The 25,234-nt window shown below is 73.1% G+C and carries 39 protein-coding genes; 32 read left to right on the plus strand and 7 right to left on the minus strand.

Translation table 11 applies throughout. From position 1 onward, the window contains the following. The 11 genes from O7629_RS00295 to O7629_RS00345 all read left to right on the plus strand — a co-directional run. Window positions 1–682, plus strand: a 682-nt coding sequence (locus O7629_RS00295; RefSeq protein ID WP_278166997.1) for a DUF3168 domain-containing protein, incomplete at its 5' end; no start/stop codon positions are given. Window positions 683–686: 4 nt separating this feature from the next. Then, window positions 687–1,124: a phage tail tube protein gene (locus tag O7629_RS00300; protein ID WP_278148127.1), complete on the plus strand. Its 438-nt coding sequence runs from the start codon at window positions 687–689 to the stop codon at window positions 1,122–1,124. A 6-nt stretch (window positions 1,125–1,130) separates the two neighbouring features. Next, a complete protein-coding gene (locus O7629_RS00305) occupies window positions 1,131–1,526 on the plus strand; it encodes a hypothetical protein (RefSeq protein ID WP_278148128.1) in 396 nt (131 codons plus the stop codon). Window positions 1,527–1,567: 41 nt separating this feature from the next. Beyond that, window positions 1,568–1,900: a DUF4035 domain-containing protein gene (locus tag O7629_RS00310; protein WP_278166998.1), complete on the plus strand. Its 333-nt coding sequence runs from the start codon at window positions 1,568–1,570 to the stop codon at window positions 1,898–1,900. Then, on the plus strand, window positions 1,845–3,893 hold the full coding sequence (locus O7629_RS00315; protein WP_278166999.1) for a phage tail tape measure protein: 2,049 nt from the start codon (window positions 1,845–1,847) through the stop codon (window positions 3,891–3,893). The genes O7629_RS00310 and O7629_RS00315 overlap by 56 nt, the downstream gene beginning before the upstream one ends. Then, window positions 3,890–6,547: a hypothetical protein gene (locus O7629_RS00320; protein WP_278127515.1), complete on the plus strand. Its 2,658-nt coding sequence runs from the start codon at window positions 3,890–3,892 to the stop codon at window positions 6,545–6,547. Before O7629_RS00315 ends, O7629_RS00320 begins: the two co-directional genes overlap by 4 nt. Further along, on the plus strand, window positions 6,544–7,032 hold the full coding sequence (locus O7629_RS00325) for a hypothetical protein (protein WP_278127514.1): 489 nt from the start codon (window positions 6,544–6,546) through the stop codon (window positions 7,030–7,032). Before O7629_RS00320 ends, O7629_RS00325 begins: the two co-directional genes overlap by 4 nt. Before the next feature lie 117 nt (window positions 7,033–7,149). Next, window positions 7,150–8,010, plus strand: coding sequence for a peptidoglycan recognition family protein (locus tag O7629_RS00330; protein WP_278166962.1), 861 nt, complete (start codon window positions 7,150–7,152; stop codon window positions 8,008–8,010). After that, complete coding sequence (locus O7629_RS00335) at window positions 8,010–8,504, plus strand: hypothetical protein (RefSeq protein WP_278127512.1); 495 nt, start codon at window positions 8,010–8,012, stop codon at window positions 8,502–8,504. Before O7629_RS00330 ends, O7629_RS00335 begins: the two co-directional genes overlap by 1 nt. Before the next feature lie 25 nt (window positions 8,505–8,529). After that, window positions 8,530–8,829: a hypothetical protein gene (locus O7629_RS00340; RefSeq protein WP_278127511.1), complete on the plus strand. Its 300-nt coding sequence runs from the start codon at window positions 8,530–8,532 to the stop codon at window positions 8,827–8,829. 2 nt (window positions 8,830–8,831) lie between these two features. Continuing rightward, window positions 8,832–9,098 (plus strand): hypothetical protein, encoded by a 267-nt coding sequence (locus tag O7629_RS00345; RefSeq protein WP_278127510.1) that lies wholly within the window; start codon window positions 8,832–8,834, stop codon window positions 9,096–9,098. Between the two features lie 58 nt (window positions 9,099–9,156). Here O7629_RS00345 and O7629_RS00350 read toward each other — a convergent pair whose 3' ends face one another. The 5 genes from O7629_RS00350 to O7629_RS00370 all read right to left on the minus strand — a co-directional run bounded on the left by O7629_RS00350 (window position 9,157) and on the right by O7629_RS00370 (window position 10,797). Further along, window positions 9,157–9,582 (minus strand): hypothetical protein, encoded by a 426-nt coding sequence (locus O7629_RS00350; protein WP_278166963.1) that lies wholly within the window; start codon window positions 9,580–9,582, stop codon window positions 9,157–9,159. Window positions 9,583–9,757: 175 nt separating this feature from the next. After that, entirely contained in the window at window positions 9,758–9,967 is a 210-nt protein-coding gene (locus O7629_RS00355) for a hypothetical protein (RefSeq protein ID WP_278166964.1), read from the minus strand. A gap of 190 nt (window positions 9,968–10,157) precedes the next feature. After that, window positions 10,158–10,349 (minus strand): hypothetical protein, encoded by a 192-nt coding sequence (locus O7629_RS00360; protein WP_278166965.1) that lies wholly within the window; start codon window positions 10,347–10,349, stop codon window positions 10,158–10,160. Continuing rightward, a complete protein-coding gene (locus tag O7629_RS00365) occupies window positions 10,346–10,627 on the minus strand; it encodes a hypothetical protein (protein ID WP_278166967.1) in 282 nt (93 codons plus the stop codon). The genes O7629_RS00360 and O7629_RS00365 overlap by 4 nt, the downstream gene beginning before the upstream one ends. Then, the gene (locus O7629_RS00370; RefSeq protein WP_278166968.1) at window positions 10,624–10,797 is read right to left on the minus strand and encodes a hypothetical protein; all 174 of its coding nucleotides are present in this window, start codon (window positions 10,795–10,797) and stop codon (window positions 10,624–10,626) included. The genes O7629_RS00365 and O7629_RS00370 overlap by 4 nt, the downstream gene beginning before the upstream one ends. Before the next feature lie 237 nt (window positions 10,798–11,034). Here O7629_RS00370 and O7629_RS00375 point away from each other — a divergent pair, with 237 nt between their 5' ends. After that, entirely contained in the window at window positions 11,035–11,799 is a 765-nt protein-coding gene (locus O7629_RS00375; protein ID WP_278166970.1) for a GntR family transcriptional regulator, read from the plus strand. Window positions 11,800–11,804: 5 nt separating this feature from the next. Then, window positions 11,805–12,143, plus strand: coding sequence for a hypothetical protein (locus O7629_RS00380; RefSeq protein ID WP_278166971.1), 339 nt, complete (start codon window positions 11,805–11,807; stop codon window positions 12,141–12,143). 454 nt (window positions 12,144–12,597) lie between these two features. Here O7629_RS00380 and O7629_RS00385 read toward each other — a convergent pair whose 3' ends face one another. Further along, a complete protein-coding gene (locus O7629_RS00385; protein ID WP_278166972.1) occupies window positions 12,598–13,899 on the minus strand; it encodes a glycosyltransferase in 1,302 nt (433 codons plus the stop codon). Between the two features lie 142 nt (window positions 13,900–14,041). Here O7629_RS00385 and deoC point away from each other — a divergent pair, with 142 nt between their 5' ends. Together deoC and O7629_RS00395 are read left to right on the plus strand one after the other, a co-directional pair. Then, window positions 14,042–15,007 carry a deoxyribose-phosphate aldolase gene (gene deoC, locus O7629_RS00390; protein ID WP_278166973.1) on the plus strand — a complete coding sequence of 322 codons (966 nt, stop codon included), beginning with the start codon at window positions 14,042–14,044 and terminating at the stop codon, window positions 15,005–15,007. Between the two features lie 5 nt (window positions 15,008–15,012). Continuing rightward, on the plus strand, window positions 15,013–15,165 hold the full coding sequence (locus tag O7629_RS00395) for a hypothetical protein (RefSeq protein ID WP_278167001.1): 153 nt from the start codon (window positions 15,013–15,015) through the stop codon (window positions 15,163–15,165). A gap of 194 nt (window positions 15,166–15,359) precedes the next feature. Here O7629_RS00395 and O7629_RS00400 read toward each other — a convergent pair whose 3' ends face one another. Then, a complete protein-coding gene (locus O7629_RS00400) occupies window positions 15,360–15,614 on the minus strand; it encodes a hypothetical protein (RefSeq protein WP_278166994.1) in 255 nt (84 codons plus the stop codon). 83 nt (window positions 15,615–15,697) lie between these two features. Between O7629_RS00400 and O7629_RS00405 the strand changes: the two genes are divergently transcribed. The 17 genes from O7629_RS00405 (at window position 15,698) to O7629_RS00485 (ending at window position 24,806) form a co-directional block, all read left to right on the plus strand. Next, window positions 15,698–17,206: a hypothetical protein gene (locus tag O7629_RS00405; protein ID WP_278166975.1), complete on the plus strand. Its 1,509-nt coding sequence runs from the start codon at window positions 15,698–15,700 to the stop codon at window positions 17,204–17,206. Continuing rightward, window positions 17,203–17,898, plus strand: coding sequence for a hypothetical protein (locus O7629_RS00410; protein ID WP_278166976.1), 696 nt, complete (start codon window positions 17,203–17,205; stop codon window positions 17,896–17,898). Before O7629_RS00405 ends, O7629_RS00410 begins: the two co-directional genes overlap by 4 nt. Further along, window positions 17,895–18,146 carry a hypothetical protein gene (locus tag O7629_RS00415; RefSeq protein ID WP_278166977.1) on the plus strand — a complete coding sequence of 84 codons (252 nt, stop codon included), beginning with the start codon at window positions 17,895–17,897 and terminating at the stop codon, window positions 18,144–18,146. The genes O7629_RS00410 and O7629_RS00415 overlap by 4 nt, the downstream gene beginning before the upstream one ends. Beyond that, entirely contained in the window at window positions 18,143–18,583 is a 441-nt protein-coding gene (locus tag O7629_RS00420) for a hypothetical protein (protein WP_278166978.1), read from the plus strand. The genes O7629_RS00415 and O7629_RS00420 overlap by 4 nt, the downstream gene beginning before the upstream one ends. After that, a complete protein-coding gene (locus O7629_RS00425; RefSeq protein WP_278166979.1) occupies window positions 18,580–18,999 on the plus strand; it encodes a hypothetical protein in 420 nt (139 codons plus the stop codon). The genes O7629_RS00420 and O7629_RS00425 overlap by 4 nt, the downstream gene beginning before the upstream one ends. Next, window positions 18,996–19,310, plus strand: a complete 315-nt coding sequence (locus O7629_RS00430) for a hypothetical protein (RefSeq protein WP_278166980.1) — start codon at window positions 18,996–18,998, stop codon at window positions 19,308–19,310. The genes O7629_RS00425 and O7629_RS00430 overlap by 4 nt, the downstream gene beginning before the upstream one ends. After that, window positions 19,307–20,224 (plus strand): hypothetical protein, encoded by a 918-nt coding sequence (locus tag O7629_RS00435; protein WP_278166981.1) that lies wholly within the window; start codon window positions 19,307–19,309, stop codon window positions 20,222–20,224. The genes O7629_RS00430 and O7629_RS00435 overlap by 4 nt, the downstream gene beginning before the upstream one ends. Continuing rightward, window positions 20,221–20,712, plus strand: a complete 492-nt coding sequence (locus tag O7629_RS00440) for a hypothetical protein (protein ID WP_278166982.1) — start codon at window positions 20,221–20,223, stop codon at window positions 20,710–20,712. Before O7629_RS00435 ends, O7629_RS00440 begins: the two co-directional genes overlap by 4 nt. Continuing rightward, window positions 20,709–20,975, plus strand: a complete 267-nt coding sequence (locus O7629_RS00445) for a DUF6011 domain-containing protein (protein ID WP_278166983.1) — start codon at window positions 20,709–20,711, stop codon at window positions 20,973–20,975. Before O7629_RS00440 ends, O7629_RS00445 begins: the two co-directional genes overlap by 4 nt. Beyond that, complete coding sequence (locus O7629_RS00450; protein WP_278166984.1) at window positions 20,972–21,205, plus strand: hypothetical protein; 234 nt, start codon at window positions 20,972–20,974, stop codon at window positions 21,203–21,205. Before O7629_RS00445 ends, O7629_RS00450 begins: the two co-directional genes overlap by 4 nt. Further along, window positions 21,195–21,590, plus strand: coding sequence for a hypothetical protein (locus O7629_RS00455; protein ID WP_278166985.1), 396 nt, complete (start codon window positions 21,195–21,197; stop codon window positions 21,588–21,590). The genes O7629_RS00450 and O7629_RS00455 overlap by 11 nt, the downstream gene beginning before the upstream one ends. Next, the gene (locus O7629_RS00460; RefSeq protein ID WP_278166986.1) at window positions 21,583–21,810 is read left to right on the plus strand and encodes a hypothetical protein; all 228 of its coding nucleotides are present in this window, start codon (window positions 21,583–21,585) and stop codon (window positions 21,808–21,810) included. The genes O7629_RS00455 and O7629_RS00460 overlap by 8 nt, the downstream gene beginning before the upstream one ends. Then, window positions 21,803–22,111: a hypothetical protein gene (locus O7629_RS00465; RefSeq protein WP_278166987.1), complete on the plus strand. Its 309-nt coding sequence runs from the start codon at window positions 21,803–21,805 to the stop codon at window positions 22,109–22,111. Before O7629_RS00460 ends, O7629_RS00465 begins: the two co-directional genes overlap by 8 nt. Next, window positions 22,112–22,432, plus strand: coding sequence for a hypothetical protein (locus O7629_RS00470; RefSeq protein WP_278166988.1), 321 nt, complete (start codon window positions 22,112–22,114; stop codon window positions 22,430–22,432). Window positions 22,433–22,550: 118 nt separating this feature from the next. Then, entirely contained in the window at window positions 22,551–23,708 is a 1,158-nt protein-coding gene (locus O7629_RS00475; protein ID WP_278166989.1) for a hypothetical protein, read from the plus strand. Beyond that, on the plus strand, window positions 23,701–24,507 hold the full coding sequence (locus tag O7629_RS00480) for a hypothetical protein (protein WP_278166990.1): 807 nt from the start codon (window positions 23,701–23,703) through the stop codon (window positions 24,505–24,507). Before O7629_RS00475 ends, O7629_RS00480 begins: the two co-directional genes overlap by 8 nt. Then, a complete protein-coding gene (locus O7629_RS00485; protein WP_278166992.1) occupies window positions 24,504–24,806 on the plus strand; it encodes a hypothetical protein in 303 nt (100 codons plus the stop codon). Before O7629_RS00480 ends, O7629_RS00485 begins: the two co-directional genes overlap by 4 nt. Window positions 24,807–25,234 lie beyond the last annotated feature (428 nt).

Genomic DNA, 25,234 nt, shown 5'->3' on the forward strand with positions numbered 1-25,234 from the left:
GGCGCCGACGATCACCGCGGTGGACGTGGCGTCGGACGGTCTGCAGGTCGAGGTGACGATCACCGCGACCGACCCGGACGGCCTGGACGACGCCACCTACCGGGTCGACTGGGGCGACGGCACCACCACGTCCGGGTCGACCCCGATCCTCACGCACGCCTACGCCACGTTTGGCGTGAAGGCGATCCTGGCCCGGGTCACCGACGCCGGTGGGCTGTCCGGGTACGCGGCGGCCGCCGTCGACGTGCAGGCCGCACCCGGGGACGGGTCGCAGTCGCCGATCCACCCGGTGCAGGCCGCGATCCACGCCCGGCTGACCGGCGACAACACGCTGATGGGCATGGTCACCGGCGTGTGGGACCAGGTCCCCGAGCCGGCGGTGAAGCCGTACGTGCGGATCGGTGACCACCTGTCCATCCCGGACAACGACCATGGCGGGTTCGGCCGGAACATCACCGTCACCGTGCACGTGTGGACCGAGGCGCGGGGTAACGCCGATGGGCAGGCGATCGCCCGGCGGATCGGGGTGCTGCTGGATCACCGGCCGCGTGAGCTGACGGTGACCGGGCACCGGGTGGTGTCGATCCGCAACGAGTTCGACCAGGCGGTGCCGACCACGGACCCGCAGGTGCGTCATCACGTGATCCGGTTCCGGATCATCACATCGCAGGTAGAGGAGTAGCAGCGTGTCTGGACTTGACGCGTTCGGCACCCAGTTCAAGCGCGGGGACGGTGCCACGCCGACCGAGGCGTTCACCGCCATCGCCAACGTGACCAGCATTTCCGGGCCGGCGCGGACGCGGGAGACGATCGACGTCACCGCCCACGACAGCCCGGACGGGTGGATGCAGTTCGTCGGCAGCCTCAAGGACGGCGGCGAGGTCAGCCTTGAGATCAACTACGACCCGACCGAGGCGACGCACGACCTGGACGACGACTTCGACGACGACCAGCCGCGGAACTACCAGATCGTGATCCTGCCGGACACGGCAGACGAACACACGTGGGACCTCGCCGGCATCCTCACCGAGCTGGGCGACGAGTTCCCGTACGACGACAAGATGGGCCGCAGTCTGACCGTCAAGATCAGCGGCAAGCCGACCCTCACCCCGACCGGGAGCTGACGACCGATGACTTTCCTGAGCCGTGACCAGATCCTCGGCGCGTCCGACCGCACCTTCGACGAGGTGCCCGTGCCGGAGTGGGGCGGCACCGTCCGCATCCGCAGCATCAGTGGTGCCGAGCGGGACAGCTTCGAGCAGTCGCTGCTGCAGCAGCGGGGCCGGGACCGCAAGGTCAACATGCGCAACGCCCGCGCGAAGCTGATCGTGTTGTGTGCGGTCGACGGCACCGGGCGGAAGATGTTCACCGAGGACGACATCGCCGCCTTGTCGCGGAAGAACGCGAAGCCGTTGGACCGGATCTACGACGCATGCCAGCGGATCGCGGGCCTGTCCGACGACGACGTCGACGAGCTCACGGCGGATTTCGACAGCGCCCAGAGCGACAGTTCCGCTACCGACTAGCGCTCGCCCTGGGCATGCCGGTCGGGGTGATGCTCGCGGCGATGGACTCGCGCGAGGTCGCCGGGTGGATGGCGTACGAGCGGGTGACCGGGCCGCTCGGCCCGGCCCGCGGCGACATCCAGGCCGCCATCGTGGCGTCGACCATCGCGAACTCGAACCGGGGCAAACGCGGGAAGCGGTACCGGCCGGAGGACTTCATTCCGGAATGGGACCGCCCGGAGGCGGCCGCCGGCCCGCAGGACGAGCACGACCACCTGCGGCTGATCAAACAACTCAACGCCCAGATGGGCGGCCGTACACGTCGAGGAGGTGACCCGGGTGGCGACTCTGGCGGACCTCATGGTCAAGATCGGCGTCGACGCCGGCGGCGTTGAGAAAGGCACCAAAGCGATCCGGTCGACGTTCAACCGGACGTGGCAGGCGGTCAAGAAGTCCGCTGCGATCGGCGCGGTCGCGATCGGCGCCACCCTCGCCGTCGGCATCGCCGGCGCGATGGACCTGGACCGGGCCCGCGCACAGCTGGAGGCCCGGCTGGGTGATCCGGTGCTCGCGGCGAAGGTGGGTGATGTCGCCGGCGAGGTCTACGGGAGAGGCTTCGCGGCCAGCGCTGCCGACGCGATGGCCGCGACCAGGGCCGTGCTGTCGTCCGGACTGGTGCCGGACGGGGACGCCGCGAAGCTGGAGGACCTGACCGTACGGACCCAGGCGTACGCGACGGCGTGGGGCGTCGACGTCGCAGCGGCCGCGCAGTACGCCTCCACGTTGATCGGGTCCGGGCTGGCGCGGGACGCGACGCACGCCCTGGACCTCATCACCGCGGCGAGCCGGCGCGTACCGGAGGCACTGGTGCCGGACGTGTTGGAGGTCGCCGACGAGTACAGCCAGTTCTTCCGTGCGGTCGGGTTCAGCGGTGAGCAGACGTTCGCGCTGCTGACCGACGCCGCGACCAAGGGCAAGTGGGGTCTGGACAAGACCGGCGACGCCATCAAAGAGATGACGCTCCTGGCCACCGAGATGTCCGACTCGACGAAGACCGCGTACGAGTCGATCGGGCTCGACGCGCACAAGATGTCGAACGACCTGTTGGCCGGTGGTGACCGCGCCCAGGCCGCGTTTCAGAAGATCGTCGGCGGACTGGCGTCCATCAAGGACCCGACCAGCCAGGCAGAGCAGGCGATCGCGCTGTTCGGCGCGCCGTTGGAGGACCTCAACAAGTCGGACATCCCGCAGTTTCTGCAGTCGATGGCGTCGGTGGGTGACGGCCTGGAGACCGTGGCCGGGGCGAGCGACTCGGCCGGTGCCGCGCTGGAGGGCTCGGCCAGCCAGCGACTCGACAACTTCCGCCGGAAGGCCGAACTGGCCCTGGTCACCACGCTGGCCGATGCCGTGCCGTACATCGAAGCCACCTTCGGCTGGCTGCAGAAAAACTCGGACTGGGTGGTGCCGTTGGCGACCGGCCTCGGCATTCTCGCTACGGCGATCGCGCTCGTTGTTATCGCGGTCAAGATTTGGACGGCGGTGCAGACCGCGTGGGGCATCGTGATGGCGACGACCCTCGGCCCCGTCCTGCTGATCATCGCCGGTGTCGCTCTGTTGGTCGCAGTGATCGTGTGGATCGCGACGCAGACGACGTGGTTCCAGGACCTGTGGTCGGTCATCTGGACGGCGATCGTGGCGGTCGTGAAGTGGGCGGTCGACTGGATCGTCACGGGCTGGACGTGGCTGTTCGATACCGTGATCACCCTCGCCAAGCTGTGGTGGACGGTCTTCTCCACCGTTTGGATCACGATCGGGAAGTTCTTTATCGCCTTGTTTAAGACGTGGTGGGGCATCTTCTCCGGCTTTTGGAAGGGTGTCGGCCGGATCGCGGTCGCGATGTGGAACGAGATCCAGTCGAGGATCGACCGGTTCGTTGCATTCTTCAAAGGACTCCCCGGCAAATTGTCGCGCGGCGCGCGGGGCATGTTCGACGGGCTGAAGACGGCGTTCCGCACTGCCCTGAACTGGCTGATCGCCCGGTGGAACAACTTCTCGCTGACGTTGGGTGGTGGGTCGGTCCTCGGCCTGGACATCCCGTCGGTGACCCTGTCGACGCCGAACATCCCGTACCTGGCCGATGGTGGGATCGTGCCGGCGACGCCGGGTGGCCGGCTGGCGGTGATCGGTGAGGGCCGGTACGACGAGGCGGTGGTGCCGTTGCCGCGCGGTGCCCGCGACCTGGACGGTGGCGGCGGGGACACGACGGTCCTGTTCGAGGGCGACGGCAGCCGACTGATGGCCCTGTTGTTGGAGATCATCCGGGAGCTGGTGCGGGTCAAGGGTCGCGGGAACGTGCAGTTGGCGTTCGGGCAGCGGGGTGCCCGGTGAGCACCCGTTTCACGCCGGTCACTGAGCTGTTCTACGCCGGCGAGTGGCATGACATCTCGGCGGATGTGTTCAACAAGCGGAAGGTGCGGATCACCCGGGGCACGCAGAACGAGGGCGGCGAGCCGGATGCGGCGACCTGCACTTTGATGATCAACAACGGTGCGTCGCGGGTCGCGGCGGGCGTGGTGGGCCGCTATTCGCGGCGCAATCCGCGCTCGGATCTGTTCGGGGTGATCGGTCGGCGGGTGCCGATCCGGGTCACCGTGCCGCAGCTGACCACCGCGCCGGTGCGGTTCGTCGGCGATGTGCTGGAGTGGCCGGCGCAGTGGGATCTGACCGCGTCGGTGCGGTGGGTGGAGGTCACCGCGTACGGGCTGCGGCACACGGTGTCGGCCGCGCCGCTGCAGTCCGCGTTGCGGCGTGCGATCCCGGCGACCGGGCCGGCCGGCTACTGGCCGTTGGAGGATCCGGCGGGGGCGCCGCTGGCCCGGTCACCGATCCCCGGGTGCCCGCCGGCGCGGCCGTTCGGCTACTCCCGGTTCGAGGCGCCGAACACTGGTGAGCCGATCCCTCCGGCCGGGCTGCCGGAGTTCGGCACCGGTGATGTCGGGCCGGGGTCCGCGCCGGTGGTGGATCTGTCCCGGGGCGGCACCCTGCGGGGCCTGGTGCCTCAGCCGGCGGGCGGGTCCGGGTGGCGTGTCGAGTGGGTGATGACCCAGCCCCGGGACCAGGCCGACTCCCGGACGCCGATCTGGTGGGAGACGACCGACGCGTTCACGGATCATCCGTCCGAGGAGACGATGCGCTACGAGGCCAACGTCGCTCCTGAGGGTCTCACCGTCTTCTATGGTCGGGCGTTGACCAGCTTCGGGTCGGGCTGGGCCGCGTTCACGATCGCCGACGGGCTGCCGCACCACTACCGGGTCGACGGTGACCAGGACGGCGGCAACATCCGGATCCGAGTCTGGGTGGACGGCCTGCTGGCCGCGACCGTCGCCAGCTTCAGCGACACGCTTGCCGGCACGGTAGGGCAGGTCACGGAGTGGGTGCTCAACCCGCGTGAGCGGGAGAACGGCGACGACCTGATGCCGTCGCTGGGGCACGTCGCGATCTGGTCACCGGTCCCGGGCACCTCGGACACCGTGTCAGCTGCCACCGGCCACGCCGGCGAGACCGCCGGGGACCGGTTCGAGCGGCTCTGCGCCGAGGAGTCGGTGCCCGGCTCCTCGCTGATCGGTGACGCCGCGTCGTCGGCGCCGATGGGTCCGCAGCGGCGGTTGTCGGTGCTGGAGTTGCTGCAGGAGTGCGCGGACGCGGACGACGCGATCCTCACCGAGGCGCGCGGCACCCGGGCGCTGGTGATGCGGCTGCGGTCCACCCTGTACAACCAGACGCCGTTGGTGCTGGCGCACGGGTCCGGTCGGCTGGCGTCCCCGTTGACGCCGGTCGACGACGACAAGCTGATCGTCAACGACGTCACCCTGCGGAGCACGGCCGGCGCCGAGACACGCATCGTCCAGGAGACAGGTGCGCTGAACGTGCAGGATCCGACGGACGATCCGGACGGGGTCGGCCGGATGCCGGTCGAGCTGGACCGCAACGTCGCCGACGCGGCCGAGCTGGAGTCGGCGGCGTGGTGGATGCTGTCGGCCGGCACGATCGACGAGACCCGGTTCCCGCAGATCCCGGTGGATCTGACGTCGCTGGCGTGGGACGACACCGCCCGCGACGCGGCCGCCGCCGTCGACGTCGGTGACCTGGTCCAGCTGCAGGGCCTGGACGCGTTCGGGCTGCCGCCGGACCCGGTCGAGCAGATCGTCGAGGGCTACGCGGAGGAGTTCGACCTGTCGTCGCTGCGGATCACGTGGTCGACGAGCCCCGCCGCGCTGTACCGGGTCGGTGTGCTGGCGTCAACGACCCGCACGGGCACCCGCGGATCGGTGACCACCGCCGACGTCGACGCCGGGGTCGACACGGCGCTGCCGGTGGCGAGAGCCGCCGGGAACCGATCGCTGTGGACCGTCCGGCCGCCGGACTACCCGATGGAGGTGCTGGTGTCCGGGGTGCGGTTGACCGCCACCAGCTGCGCCCAGGCCGGTCCCGTCAACCCCAACGGAACGTTCGAGGTTGACGCGTCGGGCTGGTCCGGCACCGGCGGCACCGTCGGCCGGTCGACCGCGCAGGCGCACACCGGGTCGGCGTCGCTGCTGCTGACTCCCGACGGGGTCAGCGCCGAGGCGATCGCCGCCACCGATGTCATCCCGGTGCACGCCCTGGACGGCGCGTACGCGTGGACCTGGTCGGCGTGGGTGCGGTGCGCGTCGACGCGTGTCATCGACATGCAGATCCTGTGGTATGACGACGGCGGCGGTCTGCTGGGCACCACCACGGTGACGGCCGGCGTCATCGCCGACACGTGGACCCAGCTCACCGCGACCTCGTCCCCGCCGGCGTCGGCGGCGCGGGTCTCCGGTCGGGTCCGGTTGACCGGCACCCCGACGTCGGGGGTGCTGACCTACATCGACGACGCCGAACTGTTCGAGCCGGGCCGGCAGACGTTCACCATCGCGGCCACCCCGGTCAACGGCGTGGTCAAGACCATCCTGGCCGGATCACCGGTCCGGCCCGTAGCGCCGTGGAGGCTCGCCCGATGACCATCGCCGACGGCCAGATCGTCACCGGCGACGACCTGGCGACCCTGGTCGACCCGCCGGCCGCCGTCCTGCGGATGTCGTCCGCGCAGGAGATCCTGGCGTCCACTGATACGAGCGTCGAATGGGACGTGGCGGAGCTGGACACGCACGGCGGCTGGGACTCCGGCGAGCCGACCCGATACACGTGCCAGGTCGACGGCTGGTACGAGGTCTCCGGCCACATCATGTGGGAGCCGTACGTCGCCGACCGACGCCTGGCCTGGCTGTGGCTCAACGGCGTGTCGGTCCTCGGCTCGCGGGAAGTCATCTGGCCGGCGACGTCGGACACGGCACTGTCGGTGGCGCACGCGCCGCTGCTGCGCATGGAGACCGGCGACTACGTGGAGGTCCGTGTCCGGCAGGCCACGGCCACCCCGCTCGACGTGCAATCCGGCACCAACCAGGCGGCATCGGCGCTGTATGTCCACTACCGCCGGCCACTGTAGAGAGGAATGACATGGCTCTGCTCATCGTGCTCGCCGCCGCCGCGCTGGTCGGCCTGGTCGGCGGGCTGCTCGCCTACGCAGCAGGCTGGGACGACGACTTCCCGGAGGTGTCCTGAATTGGCCAGATGGACAGACCTCGCCACCTGGCGTGGCCCTACCGTGAACAGCGGCAACGGCACCGGCAAACCCGACGAGCCGGCGGACCGCCTGGACGCGCATCACGGCGTCGTGGTGCACATCGCCGCCGGATACTTCGACGGCACCATCACCTGGCAGCGCAACCCGGCGTCGCGGGTGTCGTCGCACTTCATCGTGGCCAAGGACGGCCGGATCGCACAGATGGTCGACACCGACATCCGGGCATGGACCCAGCGGGCCGGCAACCGCACCTGGCTCAGCATCGAGAACGAAGGCTTCCTGCCGGACCCGCTGACCCCGCCGCAACTGGAGTCGAACGCCCAGCTGTTGGCCCGTGCCCACACCGAGCACGGTGTGCGGCTGCAGATCGCGTCGTCCCCTGACGGCCGCGGTCTCGGCCACCACAGCATGGGCGCCGAGAACGGATACGACTGGGGACACAGCCAATGCCCGGGGCCGGCGATCGTTGCCCAGAAGCCGGCGATCGTGGCCAGGGCGAAGCAAATCGTCGAAGGAGATGACGTGATCAGTGAGGAAGACCTCCGCAGGATCGCTATCGCGGTCAACGGCTGGATTTACCCCAAGGATGGGCCGGCGCTGCACACGGCGGCCCGTGGTGCCGCCGCTGATGCCGCGAGAGCGGTTCGTGACGTCGCAACCCTGCGGGTGGAGGTGCGGGAGGCGCTCGGCCGGGACTGGGTCGACGAGGACGCCATCATCGCCGGGGTGCTGACCGGGCTCGCCGCCCGGCCACCGGAGGAAGCGGCGACCGCCCTGGTCGCGGTCCTCGGCGAGGAGCGCGCCGCCGCGCTCGGCCGGGCGCTGCTCGCCACCAACTGATGGACCCAGGCCTACTCACCGCGCTGGTCGGCGCCGGCGCGGCGGTGCTCGGCGCCGCGGTCGGCGGGCCGGCCGCCGGCGCAATGGTCGGCCGCCGGCTCCGCCAGGCCCAGGCCCAGCACGCCGCCGCCCAGGCGAAGCACCTGCAGGCCGAGACGACCCGGATCAGCCAGGACGTCTACCAGCAGCTGACAAGTGACCTGCGAGACGCGCTGGACCGGGCCCGGAGCCAGATCACCGACCTGCGTGAGGCGTTGCGGCTCACCAGTGCTGAAGAGGAGAGGCTTCGCCAGCGGGTGACCGACCTGGAGTCACGGCTGGCGCAACTGGCGACCGCTGAGGCGGGCCTGGCCGACGAGCTACGCCGGACCCAAGGCGACCGGGACCGGCTTCGTGAGGTCCTGGCCGCCCGCGACGCCACGATCCTGCAGCTGCGCGGCCAGGTCGAGGACCTGACCGCACAGTTGCACCTTGCCCGCCCATCGCCGGCATAGAGCCGGTGAAAGATAGGAGACCCTCGTGCCACAGACCCCGACCGATCCAGCCGATCCGCTGCAGGCGGCGGCCGGCACCCGCGCCGGCATCGAGGCCGCGCTGACCGGCCGACACCGGTCGACCGTCCAGATCGCCCGGCACCTTGCCTGGTCGCACCTGCCGCCACCGCTGGCCGCCGTATCTGCCCGCATCGGCAGCGCGGTGCTCGACCTCGTCGCGGACCTCCCGGACGGTCCGGAGCTGACCACCGCGATTCGCCGGGCGGTCGAGGCGAAGGACTGCCTTGTCCGCGCGGCCGTCGACGCGACCGACGAGGAGCGATGACCATGGCCAGTCCTGTCACCACCCAGTCCCGCCACCCGTGGCGGGCCACCCTCCGGACGGCCGTCGCCGCGGCGATCGCCGCGCTGCCGCTGATCCCGCTCGCCGCGACCGAGGCCGGAATCGACACCGTGCCGGCCGTCGCCGGCGTCGTCGCGGTCACCGGCGCCATCACCCGAGTCATGGCCATCCCCGGCGTCGACGCCTGGATGCGGCGGTACGCGCCGTGGCTGGCGTCCGCACCCCGACACGAGGTCCCGCCTGGACGCTGACCTCCGTACACAGCAGCGGCCCCGCACCGAGTCCGGTGCGGGGCCGCTCCGCCATGTCTCAGAAGTCTGGACAGATGTACTGCCGCACCACAGCCAGGATCTGGGTGGCGGTCTCCTCCCCGAACCCGTCCGGATACCCCGGCGCCGAAAATCGCAAGTTCGTGAGCTGGACGAGCTTTGCCTCGTCTGCCTCGCCGTTGCCGATTGACTGGCACTGGCTCCGGCCACGGTCGATGATCGTCTTCTCGTCCTTGTCTCCGACGATGTCCGGGTTGATGTCCTTCAGCGCGCTGATGTAGGCAGCCCAATCTTCAGGCGATGGGGTAGGCGGGATCCCGGCGGCCGCAGCGGCGGAGGCAAGGCTGTCGTCCGCCGGTGCCGACGTCGGGGCCGGCGTGGCCGCGTCCTCGTCAGAGCCGGCACCGCAGCCCAGAGCGGTGACGGCGGCCGCCACGATCGCGGCCACCAACATTCTGTTACGCACGTCGTCTCCTCGGTTCTCGTGGGGCCCCGCCGTCGCCGGCCGGGGCGGGGCCGTCGGGGTACGGGCGGGCGCGATCACGGTGCCAGCGGCGGCCGCAGCACGCCATCGGACCGTCGGGCAGGCGACACCCACCGTTACGGGGATGAGACTCGGGTGCACCGCCGCATGCTCGTGGCTAGGCCCACTCCACCACGACACGCCAGCGCGCCGGCCACCACGGCTCACCGGTCTGGGCGCGCAGCCACACCCCCGGCGCGGCGGCGGTCACGTCCAGGCAGAGCAGCTGCCCGCTCCGACCGTAGACCCGGACGACGATCACGGCCGTGACGGCACGGTGCACCGCCATGGCCTTGAGAGCAGGGTGGTCCGGCGTGGCCACCGCCACGACAGCAGCGGATGGTCGGCCACGCCGGCATCGTCCAGCTCATCCCGTCGGTCCGCGCGCCACTGCACCGCGCGGATCAGGTCGGGGCACCCCTCGGGCTCGCACTCCGGGCATCGTGGCCAGACCGGTGGTGGCGGGCCGTGGTGGATGGCCAGTATTCGCGCCGCCGTGGCGTCGTCCATCGGCCCGGTCATATGGATCGCCGCACCAGGCGGTACTTGGCGATGGCCCGGCGGGTACGGGCCCACACCAGCTGCGGGCAGTCCTCGGTGCCGGGGCAGTCGGTGTGACAGCGGTGGCCGGCGGCGTGTGCGTGCACGGCGCCGGCCGCCGCGTCGTCGATGTCCTGATCGGTGATCGGCCCGTCGTCCATCGCGGTCACCGCGTTGGACTCCCGTCGATCCAGGTCCACGCCACGAACCGCTCGTGCAGCTCGGCAGGGTCGGTGATACCCGCCTCGCGAGCCGCGACGGTCAGCATCTCGCCGATGTCGACCGACAGCGCGAGCGGTTCGCTGGCGTACGCCTCCGCCAGCTGGACGCGGGCCGGCGAACACGGCCAGGGCGTACCGTCCGGGCACACGACGCAGTCCCACGTCGGCCGGTGCGGGGTGTGTGCCGGCTCGACGGCCGGGGCGGCCGGTCTGGACGTGCCGGTCACGGCAGGATGGTGCGGCCGCCGTTGCCGCCGCGCTGGTCGGCACGGTCGGTGCGGGTCGCAGGCCGGGTGTCGGTCGGCCGGGCGGGCTGGTCGACCCACCGGCGGCGGCCGGGCACCGGACGGACGACGTCGACCACGCCTGCGTCGCGGAGGAACCACTTCCCGATCATCTTCGCGCTCCTCGAGTCAGCGGGGCGGCGGCCCGGCGAGCACGGGGGAACCCGGCCGGACCGCCGCCGATCCGGGGTGGCCCGGCCCCGCGGATCCGCGCGCTGGATGCCGATCAGGACCGGGCCGGCTGGGCGGCTGAGCGGCCCGCCCATCTTTGCGTACGCAAAGCGTTGGACTGAGTGTGACCGCAGTAACGACGCGACGTCAAGGCTTTGCGTACGCCTAAACTGGGCCACATGGCGGGCTATCGGGAGATCGCAGCGGACCTCCGCGAGGCGATCGCGGCGGGCGAGTACGCGCCCGGCGCCCAGATCCCGACCGAGCACGCCCTGGCAGAGCGGTACGGCGTGTCACGGGAGACGGTGCGTCGGGCACTGGCCGAACTGCGCGCCGCCGGCGTACTCGAGTCGGCCCGGGCCGCAGGAACGCGAGTCGCGGCGCCACCGGTGCGGCTGGCGCTGGCGCGGTACGCAGCCGTCGCCGACCCCGCCCGCACTCGGGCGAACCTCGGCCCGTGGGAGACCGCCTGCGCCGACCAGGGCATCGACGGGTCGGTGGAAGTCGTATCGGTCGAGGAGGCCATACCTGCACCACCCGGCGTAGCCGCGCGGCTGGCTCTGCCTGCCGGCGCCTCAATGGTGCTGCGCCGCCGTCGCCACTTGATGGACGGCCGTGTCGTCCAGCTGCATGAGTCGTGGATGCCGCGTGACCTGGTGGCGGGCACGGCGCTCGCCGGGCAGGGCAAGGTGGTCGGCGGCGTGTACGCCGCGTTGGCCGCTGCCGGCATGCGGCCGGCGACCGCGAGCGAGGAGCTGTCGGCGCGGCCTGCTGCGTTGGCCGAGCAATCGGACCTGGGCTTGGCGGCGGTGGGCTGGGTGCTTGAGCTGTGGCGCACGACGCGAGACGTCACCGGCCGGCCGCTGGAGGCGTTGCAGGTGGTGTCGGATGCCCGCCGGGTGACGTACGTGTACGACGATCTGCCGATACGGGGCGAGAGGTGACCATCATGGACCGGGTCCAGGCGTTGGAAAAGCTGACCGCGGCCGCTACGGCGGTCGACGAGGCCGAGGCTGAGATGCTGGCGGCTGCCGCGCTGGACACCGTGATGTCCCATCCAGGGCTGCGGTACGCGCCCGTCGACCAACGGGCCACCAGGTGGGTGGCGGCGTGCGACGGCGTGCTGCTCGGGTACCTGTGGTCGGAGCCGGGGCGGCTGCTCGGCGGGTGGACAGCCGCACGGCTGGACGAGTCAGACCGGCTCGGCCCGTTCTCCACTGGTCGGGCCGCCGCAGCGGCGCTCGCCCGGCACTGTGGTGCAGCTCCTGCACACACCGGCCCAACGTAACTGCTAGTGATCTAAAGTTGACATTGAGCCGGGGGGGGGGGGGGTCCTCGATGAGGGGTTCAGCCCCACCCCCGCCCCCCGCCCCGGCTCAGTCTCCAGATCGGACGACGGGCCGGCCAAGGCGGTGCCGGTCAAGGCGGTGCCGGTCCATGAACCCATCCGCGTACGCGCGTGCCACGGCGCGGCTGCGGGTGCGGGAGATCGCGGCGTGTGCCGCGACGCCAGCCGCGAGCGCGGCGGCGGCGATAATCGGTGTGGACAGTCGTTCGAGCATCATCGGTGATGCGCCTCCGGCAGTGGAGTCCCCGTTTGAAGATCTCACCGTAAGTGGATCGCTACGGCATTGACCTCGGGTGATCGGCCGGGATCCCAGCCAGCAGGACGCGAGGGTCATACGTCTGTCCGACCGGATGATCATCCAGTTAGGTGCCCCTCAGTCATGGTTGACGACTGATCAACGACGAGTACGTCCACGGTCGTTGAACCTACTCGCCAGCCCGGCGGCCGACGCATACACCTCACGGATCGCCTCGGCGTAGCGGGCCGGGGTGTGTTCGGCGCAGCGGGCCGCCGCCGCGGCCGCCTGCCGGCGGGCCGTGTCCGGGTCGAGCAGCAGCCGCAGCACCCCGCCGGCCAGCGCACCCGGCTGCGGCTCGGTGCGCAGTGCGGCGCCGGCAAGCGCGCCGTGCGCGTGCAACGCCCGGTCGACAAGTACCACCGGCACCCCGGCCAGGCCGGCTTCCTGCAGGACCAATGCCTGGGTGTCGGTCTGCGAGGCGAACGCGAACACCTCGGCGGCCCCGTACGCCGCAGCCACCACCTCCGGACCCTGCTGGCCGGTGAGGGTGATCCGGGCAGCCACCCGAGGGTCGATGGTGCGCAGCAGCGCGGCCAGCCAGCGCGGCTCGTACAGGGCACCGACCAGCACCAGCCGGGCGGTCGGGCAGCCGACCAGCACCCGCTCGAACGCGGTGATCAGCAGGTCGATGCCCTTCTCCCGGTTGATCCGACCCACGTAGAGGACCACCCGGTCGCTGGGCGTGATGCCGTGGCCGTACCGGAAGGCGTTGATCTCGTCGGCGGTGGTGCGGCGGGCCGCGACCCCGGTCGGCACCAGGTGCACCCGGTCGGCGGGCACCGGCAGGTGGATTCGGTCCAGCACCGCCCGGGTCGGCACCACCACCGCGTCGGCGCCGCCGAGCAGCAGGGTGTTGGTGGCGTCCATGGCGGCCCGGCGGCGGGCGACGGCGCCGCTGGCCATCGGCCGGTGGTCACGGGCGTGGCCGGCCGGTGCCGCCGCCGGGCGGGGTACGCCGAGCCGGCGGGCGTACAGCCGGACGCCGGCGCTGAGCGCACGGGCCGGCACCCGGTACGCGTCGGCGTACGCGTGCAGGTCGGTGTGGTAGGTCTGGACCAGCGGCAGACCGAGCCGGCGGGCGGTGAGGACGCCGAGCAGCCCGACCGGTCCGGGGGTGTGCACGTGCACCACGTCCGGGGCGTGGGCGGCGATCTCGGCGATGGTGCCGGTGGCGGCGGCGCCGCGCAGCAGCCACGGCGACAACCGCAGGTCGGCGACTCCGCAGGGCAGCGCACGTAGCCGCAGCACGTCCGCCTCGGTCGGCTGGTCCGGGTGCCGGGGCACCACGATCAGGCCGGGATGCCCGGCGGCGGCCGACGCCGCCGCGAGAGTCCGCAGCGAGGTGACCACCCCGTCGCGGCGGGGCAGGTACGTGTCGGTGAAGTGCACTGCTCGCACGTCAGGCACGGTGGGTCACCGGGGCCAACATGATGTAACGGTAGGCCAACAGCGCCGTTAAGTCTGCTCGTCCGATCAGCCGACGGCCAAGATCGTGAACTCGCTGGCGACGTAGACTCGCGGGCATGACAGGACTCGCGGCATGGCAGCGGTGAGCACCCCGGCACCCGCGCGCCACGATCTGGCCGAGGTGGGGCGGAACGCGGCAACCCTGCGTAGCTTCCTGCACGGGCTGCCCGGCGTCGATGAGGTCGGCGCGCGGCAGCGGGCCGCGACGCTCGGCACCCGGTCGATCAAGACGACGGCCAAGGCGTGGGCGATCGACCTGGCCGTCCGGATGGTCGATCTGACCACCCTCGAAGGCGCCGACACCCCCGGCAAGGTACGCGCGTTGTGCGCCAAGGCCCGCCGCCCCGACCCGACCGACCCGGACTGCCCACCGGTCGCCGCGGTCTGCGTCTACCCGTCGATGGTGCCGACCGCCGCCGAGGCGCTCACCGGCTCCGGCGTGCACCTGGCCAGCGTGGCCACCGCCTTCCCGTCCGGGCAGGCGCCGCTGGAGGTGAAGCTGGCCGACACCCGGGCGGCAGTCGCCGCCGGCGCCGACGAGATCGACATGGTGATCAACCGGGGGGCGTTCCTCGCCGGCCGCTACGAGCAGGTGTACGCCGAGATCGTCGCGGTCAAGCAGGCCTGCGGCGACGCCCATCTCAAGGTCATCCTGGAGACCGGGGAGCTGGCCACCTACGACAACGTGCGCCGCGCCTCCTGGCTGGCGATGCTGGCCGGCGGCGACTTCATCAAGACCTCCACCGGCAAGGTGCCGGTCGCCGCGACCCTGCCCGTCACCCTGATCATGCTGGAGGCGGTACGGGACTTCTACGCCGCCACCGGGCGGCGGATCGGCGTCAAGCCGGCCGGCGGCATCCGCACCACCAAGGACGCGATCAAGTACCTGGTGCTGGTCAACGAGACCGCCGGCGACGAGTGGCTCACCCCCGACCTGTTCCGGTTCGGCGCTTCCACCCTGCTCAACGACCTGCTGATGCAGCGGTCGAAGCTGCACACCGGGGTCTACTCCGGTCCCGACTACGTCACCCTGGACTGATCAGCGTGTTCGACTACGCACCGACCGCCGATCAGCTCGCCCAGATCCGGCTGCTGCTGCCGCCCGTCCTCGGTGAGTCCCGGCCGCTGGCTCGGCCCGCGACCCGCGTCCTCGGTTCGCCGGCCGCCTCGGGCTGGCGGGGCAGGGGCGCGGCATGATCACCATCCACAAGACGGCCACCAGGGGCGCTGTCTCACGTTCCGCCCTGGTGGATGGACCGGCCCTCCTGGTGGCTGGTCCAGCTCGGCCGGCGGCGGCTGCTTGGGAGGGCGCCGCCGCCGGCCGGGTAACCCCGGTCTTCCCCGGCCGGCCGGGACCTGGAGTGGTCCCCACGGGCCGACTCCAGCGGTCGCTACGACCGGCCGGCCGGGGAGCACTTCGTGCGCTGCGCCTGCTGCTCGGCGTGGCCCTCGTGCTGGGCGCGCTGGTCGGCCTGGTCGCGGTCGGCGGCGCCGAGCTGCTGACGCGCGGGCTGGTCGACCCGGCCGCCCTGGCCGCCGCCGGCGCCCTGGTGCTGTTCGCCGCCACCGCCCCGGTCCGCCGGTCTTCCCCACGGCGGTCCGGGCGTCGTCGGGTGCGTGCGCCGTGCCGGGGAGGGCCGGCGCACGCACCCCATCCACAAACGGCAGCGGCCCTCGCCGCGACATCGGCAAGGGCCACCCATCCCAACCATCGACGTGAGAGGTCGACGTGGAACACGAGAGTACCGAAAACCAACCGGACACCGTACCGACCAGGTCCGACATCTGCGGCCAGCCGGCCGTCAACACCGTGGTGGCCACCACCAACGACGACTCCGGCCAGCCGACCCCGATCCGCCCGGGTGTGATCCGGACCGGGGCGTACGCCGGCACCGTCTCGACGTGCGATGCGCACGTCGACCAGGCCACCGCCGGCCTGCGCGCCGCCGGCCTCGTGGTCGATGTGTTCGCGCCGATCATCCCGACGGCGGCGGTGTGCGGCGAGATCTGGCGGGTCGCCGCCGACTCGGTGCTCACCCCCGACGGCGGACCGGAGCACCAGGCGCTGCAGCGGGCGGCGGCGGGCACCGGCCCCGGTCCGGAGACCGCACCGGTCGACCCGACCCCCGACCCCGACCCGGCCGGTGACGCCGGCGGGCACGGGGTGGCGGGCGGCTGGTCCGGCCCGGCCGGCTGCGGCGCCAGGTGCCTCTGCGGGCTGGCCGTGGACGGATTCGACAGCATGGCTCCGGCGCTGGCGCTGCTGGACGAGCACATCGCCGGCGCCACCACCGCCGACTCGCCGGAGGACGTGCCGGTGTCCCCGGCCGCTGACGTCGCCGTCGACGTCGTCCAGCGGTGCGGCCGGCCGGCGGTGGCCGGTGTGGCGACGCAGCCACACCCGCTGCGCTGGACCGGCCCACGGACGTACGCGGGCACCATCTGGGTTTGCGCCGGGCACGAGGACGTGGTGACGGAACAGGCCCGGACCGGCGGGCTGGACACCGGGCTGGTCGGCGCTCCGGAGCGGGTGCGGTGCGGCGAGATCTCCGCCGAGGGAGTTGACCTGGCCGACGTGCCGGCCGGCGCGTGGCCGCGCCTGGCGGTGCTCGCAGCTGCGAACGTCACCGCCGTCGACGCCGGCCGGGCCCCAGACGACGCGATTCCGTCGGTGCGTGCCACCGAGCTGCGGCCGGGGATGTGGGTGGCGACCGGCCGGGACGACGTGCCCGGTGTCGAGGTCCGCGCCGTCGAGGTTGGCGCCGCCGGACTGGTCGGGGTGCTCCTGGCCGGCCCGGAGTACGCCGAGCACCACGCCGACGACCTGGTGCCGCTGGTCGACGAGGAGACGGTGGCCGCCGCTGCCGAGGCGCTGCGTGTGCGGACCCGCCGTCAGCTGATGCTGGACGGGCTGCGCGCCCTGGTCGCGGCCGCCGAGCGGGACCCGTCGATCCTGCCGGTCGACCGGCTGCAGGTGACCGGCCGCGCCGCCAACCTCGCCGGTCTGCAGGCGTTCGCCGCCGAGCTCGGCTCCGACGTGGTCCCGGTCGGTGAGCGCCTGGTCGCCGAGCTGCTGACCGGCGGCGGTCCGGCCGATGACCTCGGCGGGTCGTCCGCGCCGCTGTCGATCGAGATGTACGTCTACAACGACGCCGACCCCGCCGACCAGCCGGCCCCGCCTGCGCGGGGAACCGCCGCCGTGGTGGTGCCGGCACAGCCGACCGGGGGTGACCTGTGACCGCCAAGATCGGACCGTACAACAGCGAGGACGAGGCGTTGGCCGCGCCACTGCCCCGGCAACTGGCCGAACTGCACACCACCGGCCGCATCCGGCCCGGTGACGGCACGGCCGAGGGCACGCGCCGGGCAGCCCTGATCGCCGCCGCCGTCGACGCCGGCGTCGAGCTGGGCGACCTGGACCACCGGGTGCTCGCCTGGCTGGCCAGCTGGGAGACCGCGACCGTGCAGGTCGTGATCGGCCTCCTGGCGCGGGCGCACGCCGCCGGCCGGGCCGCCGGCCCGGCACCGCTGGCGCAGGACCCGCCACGCCCCCCGGCCACCCCGGCACCGGGCCAGCCGGCCGACGTCACCGCCGCGCTGCTGGCCGAGGCAACCGACCCGTGCGAGGCCGCCGCCGTCGAACTGCTGGCCGGCGCCGGCCTGCTCGACCACCCGGCCGTGACCCGACGCATCACCTCACCCGGCGTCGTCGGATGGAACGCCCTGCACCTGGCCGCACTGGATGACGCCCTGGGCGACGACATCACCGACGCCCAGCACCACCTTCTGTCCCTGGCCTGCAGCCTGGGCAGCCGCGGACTGCTCCCGGCCTGCCTCCGCCAAGCCCTGTGGGGCATGTGGGAGACCCCGGACACGGCCGGCCTGGTGCTCGGCGCGATCCGGACCGCCCTGGGCGGTGATCGCCGGTGACCACGGGGATCGCAGCCGCGCTGCCCGAGGCCGGCGGGCTGCTGATCATGGCGCTGATCGTCGCTGGCGGGCACGCGGTGCGGGTGCTGGCCGGTCGGGCACGCCGTGCGGCCGCCGCCCGGCGGGCTGATCGGGCGGCCCGGGTGGCGGCCCGGCAGGCGCGGCGGGCCGCTGCCGACCGGGCGTGGCACGACCGCCTGGCCGCGCTGCTCGACGAGCACCAGCCGGCGGGAGGTGCGCGCCGATGAAGGTGTTCGCCTCGCATTTCTGGGCCGGGTCCGGATGGTGGACGGCGCCGATCCACCCGCTGTGGCTGGCGGCCGCGCTGCTGCTGTTCGCGGGCGCGCTCCGGGCCGCCGTGGTGGTGCGCCGCCGGCGGACCCGCCGCCTGAACGAGCACTGGGCGTCCGTGACCGCCGCCCTCGCCGTCCGGCCGCGCCATCACGACCTGTCGACCTGGGCGGTCGTCGCGATCACCGTGGCGGTGTCGGTACCGGTCAGCGCGGTGATCGGCGCGGTGGTGGCGCTGATCGCGGTCACCGTGGCCGGTGCGGGCCGGGGCGACCCCTGGGCCCGTGCCGCCCGCGTGGCGGGCCTGACCCGCGACGTCCGCGACGCCCTGGACCTCGCCCGCCCCAGCACCACCGCCCACGACCAGACCGAGCAGAGAGGACAGCAGCAATGATTCTGCTGATCGTCGCGGCAGCCTGCCTGGTGGTCGCCGCGCTCGCGGCCGCCGTGCGCCGGGGCCTCCTCAGCACCGCCGCCGCCGAGGACCGGCACGAGGGCTGGGACATGCACACCGGGGAGTTGTCGGCGCTGCGCGTCGAGCTGACGCAGGACCTGCCCGCCTCAGCCCTGCCGTGGCCGGAGCCGGTCGACGGCGAACGCTGGCCGGAGCCCGTGACCGGACGTACGGCGCCCGCTGGCGGGGTGTACCGCTCGGCTCCGGTGCCCGTCGTGGACACGGGCCGGCGCCGGGCGGAGCCGCCGGACGACGGCACCGGCCAGTGGGCCGCCGCGAACCCAGCCACAGCAGGCGTCAATCCGTGGTTCGCGCAGCACGTGGCCAGGTCGACGGCCCGGGGCGGGTCGTGGTGACCGCCGGTACGCCCGGGTGGCCGCGCCGTGCGGCCACCCGGGCCCCGGCCCCACCGGCGGAGCTCGCCGGCGCGGCCGGCGCACGCGCACAGGTGTGGATCGCGGTCGCCCGTGCCGGTGTCACCGCCCACAAGATCCGGCCGACGACCGACGACAAGCAGCGCCGGACGGTGTGCGGCCGGTTCGTCAGCTCCGCCGAGCGGGAGCAGGGCCAGGTGCTCGCGGCCGCCGTGGTCGCCGAGCGCTACCGCGCGGCCTGGTGCCCGCACTGCTGGCCATCACCCCAGACACAGACAGAGGTGAGCCGATGACGGCCAACCTGCCGGTGTACGGCGTGCGGGAGATCCCGGACGGCCTGGCCACGGTGACGATGCTGCGCCGGATGCGCCGCAAGCCCGCACCCGACCAGGCCCCGGCCGGCATCCTCCGCTACAGCCGCGGCAAGGACACCACGCACCTGTTCACGGTCGCCGACACCGTGGCGATGCGGCCGCTGACCGCCCGGCAGCGGGCGGCGGCCGAGGCCAGCCGCGTCTACCCCCGGCACTGCGAGGTGTGCGGGTGGGACGCCGGCGGGCCGCTGCCGTCGAACGGCCGTGGCGCGCACCGGTGCCCGGCCTGCGACGCCGAGGACCGCTACGACCAAGTCCGCGCCTGGCGCGCCCAGCAGCGGTCCGAGGCCTCCGCCTGGGCCGCCGAGGCACTCGCTGACCCGACCGCCATGGTGGTGGCGACCCGGTCGATCGACCTGGCCCCCGCCGGGCCGGGGCAGACGGTGAAGCGGACCGCCGTCGCCGAACTCGTCGTCGTGTCGCTCGCCGATCCGGCGGTGGACCGGCTGCACATCACGTTGATCCCGGACCGGCGGCCGAAACGCAAGCGGGACCTGCCGGCCGGCGGCCGGCTCGTCGAGGCCGCCGCGCCGGGCGTGGCGGCCTGGGTGACCGGTCGGCGGGTCGTGGCCTGGTCGGAGTGGGAGGTCTCCGCCCTGGACTGGGACCTGCGGGACGCCGGAGTCCAGCCACCCCGGCCGGGGACGCGGCTGATCTACCTGCCGCGTCTGCGGGCGATGAGCCACCAGTACAGCCAGTGGTGCGGACACATCGGGTCGGCCGGCGTGGTCGACCAGTCGCGGCCGCCGGGCGGCCCGGTGGAGGAAGTCGACTGGATCGTCGACACGCTGCGCCGGATGGCCGCCTCACCGGTTCGGGGAGTCAGCCAGTGACCGGGCAGACCCAGCCGGCGCTGTGGCGGGTGCCGCCGGAGACCCGGACGGCGCTCGAGTCACCGGAGTTGCTGGTCGACCTGGCGGCCGCGATCGAGTCGGCGGACGCCGCAGCAGCGGGTGAGAGCCGCTGGTCGCGGGCGGTCGCCGCCGCTGGTCGGGTCCGCGATGTGCTGCGGGCCCGGATGGTGCCGGAGGCCGCGCCCCGGTCCTGCCAGTCGCCGGCCCTGCTGCGCGTCGCGGAGGAACGGCTCCGGCAGATCGAACGCAAGCGGTACGACGCCGTCCACGATGACCAGCGCACGTCCGGCCAGCTGTGGCAGATGGCGTGCTGGTGGGCCGATCCGGAGTCGACCTGGCTCGACTGGCCGTACGTCGATGGCTATCCGGAGCACGGTGACCGCGTCGCCGACCTCGTGCGTGCCGCCGCCCTGCTGACGGCCGAGGCGGACCGGATGCTGCGGCTCAGAGCCCAGGGACTGGCGTGACCGCGCGCCCGCCGGCCCGGCCGGACCTGCCTCCGGTGCTGTGCCTGGACTGCGCGACGCCGCTCACCGACCCCAAAGCGCGGGCGCGTCGGGTCGGATCGCTGTGCTGGCGGCGCCGGCGGGCCGAGGCCCGCCGCCAGGAACAGGCGGCGGCCGCCTCGGTGCTCCCCGACCCGGTGCGGGTGCGTGGCGGCCGCGACGCCGGCCACGACGGACCAACGCTCGTCGACCCGGCCGGCGTCATCGAGGAGGCATCCCGGTGACCCGCCGCACCCCGGCCCGGTCGCGGGTACCGCCGCACCTCCACCAGGCCACACGAGATCTGCCGGCGGACCACCGTGGCCGCCGGGTCTGTGTCGTGTGCGGGCTGCTCGGCGAGCCGGGCGACGCGCACCACCCGATCACCCTGCCAACCACCCCGGTGTCCCCGGTCCTCGCCGCCGCTGCGGCGGCTCGGGACGCCGCGATCTTGGGAGAACGAGATGCCGATTGAGGATGACGAGTTCGAGACGGCGTACCGGGCCGCGATGGCTGCCCGGCCGGGTCAGGCCGTCTACCCGGACGACGTCCGCAGGTCACTCGGCCAGGCCCGGCGGCCCGCCCTCCGGACGCCGGCACCGGTCCGGCCCGCCCCCGTCAAGCCGGTGGCCCGGCCGGCCGTCGCCGAACCGGCGCCAGCGTCGCCGGCGGCCGCCGTGGCGTCGACGGGCGTCGAGCGCGCGGGTTGGCTCGGCCGGCGCTGGCGGTGGCACGCCACGGTGATCACTCCGTCCGGCGACGAGCACACCGTCACCGGCCACGCGTGGCGCTGGGCGACGGCGTGTGACCGCGCTGCCCGGGTCGCGCAGATCCTGCTGACGCAGGTGACCGATGGGTGACCCGACCAAGCCCGCGCGACAGGAGCTGGGGACTGAGGTCTGGGTGCACAGCACGTGGGACCACCTCATCAGGGTCCGCGACCACCTAGGGCTGATCGGCCTCCTCGTCGTGCCGACCACCAAGGCTGGCAAGCCAGCACCGGTCGATCCGCAGCTCATCAGCAAGGGCCGGTACTCCTGGCACGGCCGCTACCACCTGACCGGAGGCGGCGGTGCGTAACCGCGACCTCCGGCGTGTGCAGCAGGACTTGGCCGCCCGGCGGGCCCGGACACCGGCCGAGGCCGCCGAGCGTGCCCACCGTGGTGCCGCGCTGGTGCGGCGGGCGCTCGCCGGCGAACCGGTCCCGGACCCACCGCAGGCGACCGCCGGGCCTCGGCCGGCCCGGCCGCCGGTGCTGGACGAACTGGTGTCCTGCGCGGGCTGCTACCGGCCGCACGTCGGCGAGCCGGGCTCGCTGTGCGAGGCCTGCGCCGGCGCGCAGCCGGTGCGACTGGACGACATCGAGACGGGAGTGGGCTGAGTGACGAGTCAGCAGGATGTGGAGGCGGCGGTCCGGGCCGAGCTCGGCCGCCTCGCCTGCGACGCCGTTCAGGCGCTCCGCCGGGTCGGCGTGCCGGTGCCGGTGATGCCCGGCACGGCGGCCGCCGCCAACGAGGTGGAGGCGCTGCGCGCGCAGGTCGCCCGCCTGACTGAGCAGCGGACCGCCCTTATCCGGCTATGCCAGCAGATCCTCGACAGGTGCGGCGGGCAACTTGGCGGGCCGTTCCTGCTGCTCGCCGTGGCCGAGGGCTGGCGGCGGCAACTGGCCGAGGCGTCTGCCGACGACCCGCCGCCCGACTGAGTCCATCGCCCTTGCCCAGCTGCTGTTCTCCGTGGCCCGGCCTGCCGAAACGGCGGGCCGGGCCGCATCGCATCCACAGGAATCCATAGACGTTGATGATCATCTACGGGGGGCGGTAATGCCCTACTGGCTCGAAGACGACGCCTTCCCGAACTGGCCGGTGTGGGATGTGCTCAGCGCAGGGAACGTCGACATGGCGGACCGGCTGCAGTCCGCGTACGTCCGATGCAAGAGCACGACCGCCGGCGTGCTCGCGGACGGCTACCTCACCGAGCAGGCCGCGTTGACTCAGTGCCGGGGCCGGCCCAAGGTCCTGGCGCTGCTGGCGACGGCGGTGCTGGACCGGCCGCCCTTGCTCCACCGGCGTGGTGATGAGTGCGAGTGCCTCGGCGACGGCGTGTGGATCGACGGCTACGCCTACCGCGTCCATGCGTTCTCAAAGCGGAACCCGTCGCGCAAGGAGTACAACCGCAACCGCGCGCAGAAGGCTGATTTGCGCGACAGCAGGCTGAAGGCACTGGTGTACGGCCGCGACGGCGGCTGCTGCCGCTTCTGCCACAGCGGGCCACTTAACCCCAAGAGCGGCCGCGCGAAGGACGCACGCAAGCGTCTGCAGTACGACCACGTCGACCCAGACGCGCCGGCCGGCCCCGAGGGACGCAACCTCGTCGTGGCGTGTGGCCGGTGCAACGAGTCCAAGGGGCACAGGACGCCCGACGAGGCGGACATGGTGCTGCTGCCCCCGCCCACCCCGGAGGAGGCCGCCGCGTGGCACGCGCGCGGCCCCGTCGTGCTCGACCCGCCGCCGGCCAGCGCCATCCCGGCCGCCCCGGCGGATCACCGACCGATCAGCGACCAATCAACGACGAACCACGAACACGAACAAAAACCGACCAGTGATCGCGATGACGAACCGATCACCGGTCCCGACAGTGATGCGAACGACGATCACACGCCACCACTGCACCCAACACCAGCACCGACCAGCGACGGCCCGATGAGGGAACAGCGCCCGGAAGGGTCCGGGCTGGGTCGGGGCGGGCCACCGCGCTCATCAGCACCGCCACCCCCGCCCGCCGCAGCCTGGACCGGCCAGCCAGTGAGGTCCCAGGAGTACCCGGACATCTACCACCGACGCAGCCGCGGACCTGCCAGACCAACCGCACCACCACCAGCCGACCACCCAGCGATCCCCGACCCCGGCCCACCGGACTACCGCTGGCCCGCCGGGTCGGTGCCCACCCGTCCGCCCGGAGAGGAACCCACCGGTGGCTAACCAGACCGACCCGACGCCGGACGCGGTGCGCGGGCAGATCGAGGCGCTGCGGGAGGCCTACTCGTGGCTGGCCCTGCTGGTCGAGCCGGGCCGGGAGCGCCGGCCGGGCCGGCCGGTCGATGACGCCCAGGCGGAGCGGCTGGAGGCGCAGGGCCGGGCGGATCGCGCGTACCGGCAGTGGAACATCTCCCGTGGCCTGTCGGCTCTGCCCCCGTCGCCGGCGGCCGCCTCGGTCACGGTGGTCGACGCGCAGGCCTCCGTACGCCGGCGGGTGCTGGACATCGCGCACCGGGTGGCCGCCTGGCAGCACGCCAGCTGGGTCGGCGGGCCCGACGTCGACCAGGTGCTGTCCTGGCTCGACGAGGCCGGGCCGGGCCGGCCGGCGGTCGTCGACGAGCTACGCGACCGCCGACGACTCAGCTGGCTCGTCGACGAGCTGGCGACCGCCGTCGCGTCCGCCCGGCAGGCGGCCGGGGTGGTGGCAGAGCCGGTGCGGCCGGTGGCGTGGCGCTGCCCGGCCTGCGGGTCGCCGTCGCTGCAGCTGGCCCACCCGGGCGCGGACAAGTCGCTGTGGACCATCTCGTGTGTCCGACGGGCCTGCCGGTGCGCGGGTGCCGGGTGCGGGTGTCTGCGGCGGGACCGCCGTCAGGGCCTCGCCCACGTCTGGACTCGGGCGGAGCTGCCAACGCTGGCGCAGGCGGTGGCGATCGCGGACCGGGTCGCCCGGCAAGGGCGGCCGGTGACCGGTTCGGCGGCGGCCGGGCATGGCGGCTGGTCGGATCGGCGGACCGTACGGTGAGCGGGGTGGTCGTCGACGGGCAGGGCCGGCAGTGGTGGACCACCTCGTACGCCGTGCTGCAGCTGCAGGTGGCCCGCCACTGCCTGGGTGATTGGGTGCGCAGGTCCCGTGCTGCCGGGCATGTCGCCGGTGCCGATCCGGCGGACTGCCCGGCCTGCCCGCCCGACGCGGCCGCGTTCCCTCACGTCGACCCGCCGGCACGCCGTGGCCGGGTGTACGGCTATCAGGCTGAGCAGTTGTTGAACGTCGAGGCACATACCGGACGCGCGGGCCGGCCAGGGCGACGGAGGGCACTTTGACAAGATCGCGTTCCAATCTCATCATTGGTGCAGCGCCAGGAGTCTGCCCACGATCGGGAAGTGCGGCGTGATGGATCCCCGCCCCCGCAAGACCCCCAGCCAGTGGCGTACCGCCCCGTTGCCCCGGGGGTGGCGGACCCGGATCGTCCCGCGGATCCTGCGCCGCGACCGCACGTGCACGTTGCGCACGCATTGCAGGGGCGCACAGTCCACCGAGGTCGACCACATCGGCGACCCGGAGGATCACGGCGACCACAACCTTCGCGGGGTGTGCTCGCGGTGTCACGCGCATCGGACCGGGCAGCAGGGCGCGGCAGCGAGCAACGCGGCGCGGCCGACGAGGCGGCGGCCGGATCGAGGCGCCCATCCTGGCCTGATTGTCACTGACGGTGACGGTAGGGGTGGGGGGTGCCCCCCGGGGCGGGGGG

Source organism: Solwaraspora sp. WMMD792 (genome assembly GCF_029626105.1).
In the GTDB taxonomy this organism is placed as follows: Bacteria; Actinomycetota; Actinomycetes; order Mycobacteriales; family Micromonosporaceae; genus Micromonospora_E.

Coding starts and splice junctions, on each gene's coding strand:
- O7629_RS00305 (WP_278148128.1), top strand. CDS start 1,131: ATGACTTTCCTGAGCCGTGACCAGATCCTCGGCGCGTCCGACCGCACC.
- O7629_RS00310 (WP_278166998.1), top strand. CDS start 1,568: ATGGACTCGCGCGAGGTCGCCGGGTGGATGGCGTACGAGCGGGTGACC.
- O7629_RS00325 (WP_278127514.1), top strand. CDS start 6,544: ATGACCATCGCCGACGGCCAGATCGTCACCGGCGACGACCTGGCGACC.
- O7629_RS00335 (WP_278127512.1), top strand. CDS start 8,010: ATGGACCCAGGCCTACTCACCGCGCTGGTCGGCGCCGGCGCGGCGGTG.
- O7629_RS00345 (WP_278127510.1), top strand. CDS start 8,832: ATGGCCAGTCCTGTCACCACCCAGTCCCGCCACCCGTGGCGGGCCACC.
- O7629_RS00370 (WP_278166968.1), bottom strand. CDS start 10,797: ATGATCGGGAAGTGGTTCCTCCGCGACGCAGGCGTGGTCGACGTCGTC.
- O7629_RS00375 (WP_278166970.1), top strand. CDS start 11,035: ATGGCGGGCTATCGGGAGATCGCAGCGGACCTCCGCGAGGCGATCGCG.
- O7629_RS00380 (WP_278166971.1), top strand. CDS start 11,805: ATGGACCGGGTCCAGGCGTTGGAAAAGCTGACCGCGGCCGCTACGGCG.
- deoC (WP_278166973.1), top strand. CDS start 14,042: ATGGCAGCGGTGAGCACCCCGGCACCCGCGCGCCACGATCTGGCCGAG.
- O7629_RS00420 (WP_278166978.1), top strand. CDS start 18,143: ATGAAGGTGTTCGCCTCGCATTTCTGGGCCGGGTCCGGATGGTGGACG.
- O7629_RS00425 (WP_278166979.1), top strand. CDS start 18,580: ATGATTCTGCTGATCGTCGCGGCAGCCTGCCTGGTGGTCGCCGCGCTC.
- O7629_RS00435 (WP_278166981.1), top strand. CDS start 19,307: ATGACGGCCAACCTGCCGGTGTACGGCGTGCGGGAGATCCCGGACGGC.
- O7629_RS00455 (WP_278166985.1), top strand. CDS start 21,195: ATGCCGATTGAGGATGACGAGTTCGAGACGGCGTACCGGGCCGCGATG.
- O7629_RS00460 (WP_278166986.1), top strand. CDS start 21,583: ATGGGTGACCCGACCAAGCCCGCGCGACAGGAGCTGGGGACTGAGGTC.
- O7629_RS00475 (WP_278166989.1), top strand. CDS start 22,551: ATGCCCTACTGGCTCGAAGACGACGCCTTCCCGAACTGGCCGGTGTGG.